This window comes from Erythrobacter epiphyticus (assembly GCF_034653295.1).
Lineage (GTDB): Bacteria > Pseudomonadota > Alphaproteobacteria > Sphingomonadales > Sphingomonadaceae > Erythrobacter.
Map to the genome: position 1 here is coordinate 1 of NZ_JAYEEU010000043.1, position 2,495 is coordinate 2,495.

Consider the following 2,495-nt stretch of genomic DNA (forward strand, 5'->3'; position numbering starts at 1 on the left):
GCGTAAGCGGTGTTCTCAGGCCACATGAGCGTGTGGGGTGAGCTCGTCTATCCGCGATGCGGGGTGGCCATTGGCGAGCCTGGTGAGCGTCGCGGCCAGCCATGTGTGTGGGTTGATGCCGGTGAGCTTGCAGTTTTCGATGAGCGTGGCGATCACCGCCCAGTTGTCGCCACCCTCGTCGGAGCCGGCGAACAGGGCGTTCTTGCGGCCCAAGGCGAGCGGACGGATGGCGCGCTCAACGGCGTTGTTGTCGAGATCGATGCGTCCATCGTCGAGGAAGCGCGTCAGGCCATCCCAGCGTTTGAGGGCGTAGCTGATCGCTTCGCCGAGCTTGGCCTTGGCGCTGACCTGCCGGCCGCGGGCTTCGAGGAACTTGTGCAGGTCGTCGATGATCGGCCGGCTGCGCTGGTCACGGACGCGGCGACGCTCGTCAGCAGATAGGCCGCGGATCTCGTCCTCAATGGCGTAGAGGGAAGCAACGTGGCGCAGCACGTCGGCGGCCACTGGCGAGCTCTCGGCAAGCTCGTAGAACTTGCGGCGCACGTGCGCCCAGCAGAACGCGAGGCGGATCTGCTGGTGACGCCGGGCAAGCGCCGCATAGGCGCCATAGCCGTCGACCTGCAGGATGCCTGCAAAGCCATGGAGATGCGCTTCGGGTCGCTCGGTCTTGCGATCAGCAGCGTAGACATAGGCCACCATCGGCGGGTCACTGCCGCCCCAAGGTCGGTCATCGCAGGCATAGGTCCAGATCTGACCGGTCTTGGTCTTCCTGCGTCCCGGCTCGAGCACGGGTGCGGTGGTCTCGTCGGCGAACAGCCGCTCGGATCGTCGCAATCGCTCGAGGATGTGATCGCGCAAGGGGCGCAGATACCAGGCCGCGCGTCCGACCCAGTCGGCAAGGGTGGAGCGATCCAGTTGGATGCCCTGCCGGGCATAGATCTGAGCTTGCCGGTAGAGCGGCAGGTGATCGGCATACTTGGATACCAGCACCTGCGCGATCAGTGCCTCGGTGGGAATGCCGCCTTCGACGATCCGTGCCGGTGCCGGAGCCTGCACGACCGCGCTCTCGCACGAGCGGCAGCCATAGCGCGGGCGGCGGGTGACCAGCACGCGGAAGGTGGTGGGAACGACATCGAGGCGTTCGGCGACATCCTCGCCGATCTGGTGGAGCGCGCCGGCGCAGCACGGGCAGGCTTTATCCTCGACATCGACGACCTGCTCGATCCGCTCGAGATGGGCGGGCAACGCACCGCGGTTGGTCTTGCGCGGACGTTCGCCCTTGGCCTTGGGCAGCGCGGCATCACGCGCGGCCTGCGCGCTGCCCAGCGCGGTCTCGATATCTTCCAGCGCCAGCTCGAACTGATCGGGATCGAGCTGCTCGGACTTGCGGCCAAACCGGTGCCGCTGGAACGCTTCGATGATCGCCTGCAGGCGCTCGATCCGGGCATCGGCCTTGCCCTTGGCATCTGTGAGATCGGCCAATGCGCGGGCCTGTTCGAGGACGAGCGCGCGCAGCGCGTCAACGTCATCGGGAAGGTCCGCTTCCATCAGCATGTGTAGGTTGAATCAGTCCGCACGCACCCCGTCAAGCGGCAAGCTGGGGCGCGATCGGACGGCGTCCGCCATGCACGCGGCGCCAGTCCAGACCCTCGAGCAAAGCACCCAGTTGGGCAGCGGTCAGACGCATCACGCCTTCCTGGATCCGGGGCCATCGGAAGGTGCCTTGCTCCAGCCTCTTGGCCATCAGGCAAAGACCTGTTCCGTCCCACCAGATGAGCTTGATCCGGTCGGCACGCTTGGCGCGGAACACATAGATCACACCCGAATAGGGCTTGCCGCCATACTCGGCCGCCACAAGCGCGGCGAGAGAGTCCGCTCCCTTCCGAAAATCCACGGGGCGCGTCGCCACCATCACCTTCGCGCCGGGTGCCGGGCCAATCATCGTGATGCTCGAAGAGCAGTGATGACCGCGGTGATCGTATCCGCATCAGCGGCGCTGCCGATCCTGACCAGCGCGTCGCCTAGCTCCAACTCGATCGCGCTGGCTCTGGAGCTTCTGCGTTGCGATGCCCGCTTGCCCGCCACAGGCGGCGGCGATGGCTCTTGCTCCTCGAGGACCGCCGGCACGAACATAGGTGCCGCGCGAGGTGCGACTGGCAGCGCGATACCGCGCTCCTCCATCTCCTTGCGCAGCAGGCGGCGCCAAGTGAAGAGCTGGGATACCGACATGCCATGGCGGCGCGCCACCGCGCTCACACTCTCCGTGCCCGAATAGCTCTCCGCGACGATCGAGGCCTTCACCTCCGGCGGCCAGTCCCGACGCTTGCCGACACCGGTGAAAACCTCGAAGCGACGCACACCGCTGATACCAGCATCATCACATGACATCGTCATAGCATCAGCGCCCTCTACAATCAGGGCGCGGACACTCCGCGGTCCGCGTCACCCGCGCAAGGTGGGCTCAGGACAGCGCTTACCGTAAAGCWTGTTTGTTG

General features: G+C 66.0%; 3 protein-coding genes. All 3 read right to left on the reverse strand.

Going from position 1 to position 2,495, the window contains the following annotated elements; translation table 11 throughout:
• Positions 1–15: 15 nt before the first annotated feature.
• The 3 genes from tnpC to tnpA are packed head-to-tail and all read right to left on the reverse strand — an operon-like array spanning position 16 to position 2,394.
• Positions 16–1,554 carry an IS66 family transposase gene (tnpC, locus tag SOQ14_RS14415; RefSeq protein ID WP_322898800.1) on the reverse strand — a complete coding sequence of 513 codons (1,539 nt, stop codon included), beginning with the start codon at positions 1,552–1,554 and terminating at the stop codon, positions 16–18.
• A gap of 31 nt (positions 1,555–1,585) precedes the next feature.
• Positions 1,586–1,942 carry an IS66 family insertion sequence element accessory protein TnpB gene (gene tnpB, locus SOQ14_RS14420; RefSeq protein WP_322898801.1) on the reverse strand — a complete coding sequence of 119 codons (357 nt, stop codon included), beginning with the start codon at positions 1,940–1,942 and terminating at the stop codon, positions 1,586–1,588.
• Positions 1,939–2,394, reverse strand: coding sequence for an IS66-like element accessory protein TnpA (gene tnpA, locus SOQ14_RS14425; protein ID WP_322898802.1), 456 nt, complete (start codon positions 2,392–2,394; stop codon positions 1,939–1,941). Before tnpA ends, tnpB begins: the two co-directional genes overlap by 4 nt.
• Positions 2,395–2,495 lie beyond the last annotated feature (101 nt).

What these genes read in the sequence shown, in the direction of transcription:
- tnpC (WP_322898800.1), bottom strand. Translation starts at nt 1,554, where the DNA reads ATGCTGATGGAAGCGGACCTTCCCGATGACGTTGACGCGCTGCGCGCG.
- tnpB (WP_322898801.1), bottom strand. Translation starts at nt 1,942, where the DNA reads ATGATTGGCCCGGCACCCGGCGCGAAGGTGATGGTGGCGACGCGCCCC.
- tnpA (WP_322898802.1), bottom strand. Translation starts at nt 2,394, where the DNA reads ATGACGATGTCATGTGATGATGCTGGTATCAGCGGTGTGCGTCGCTTC.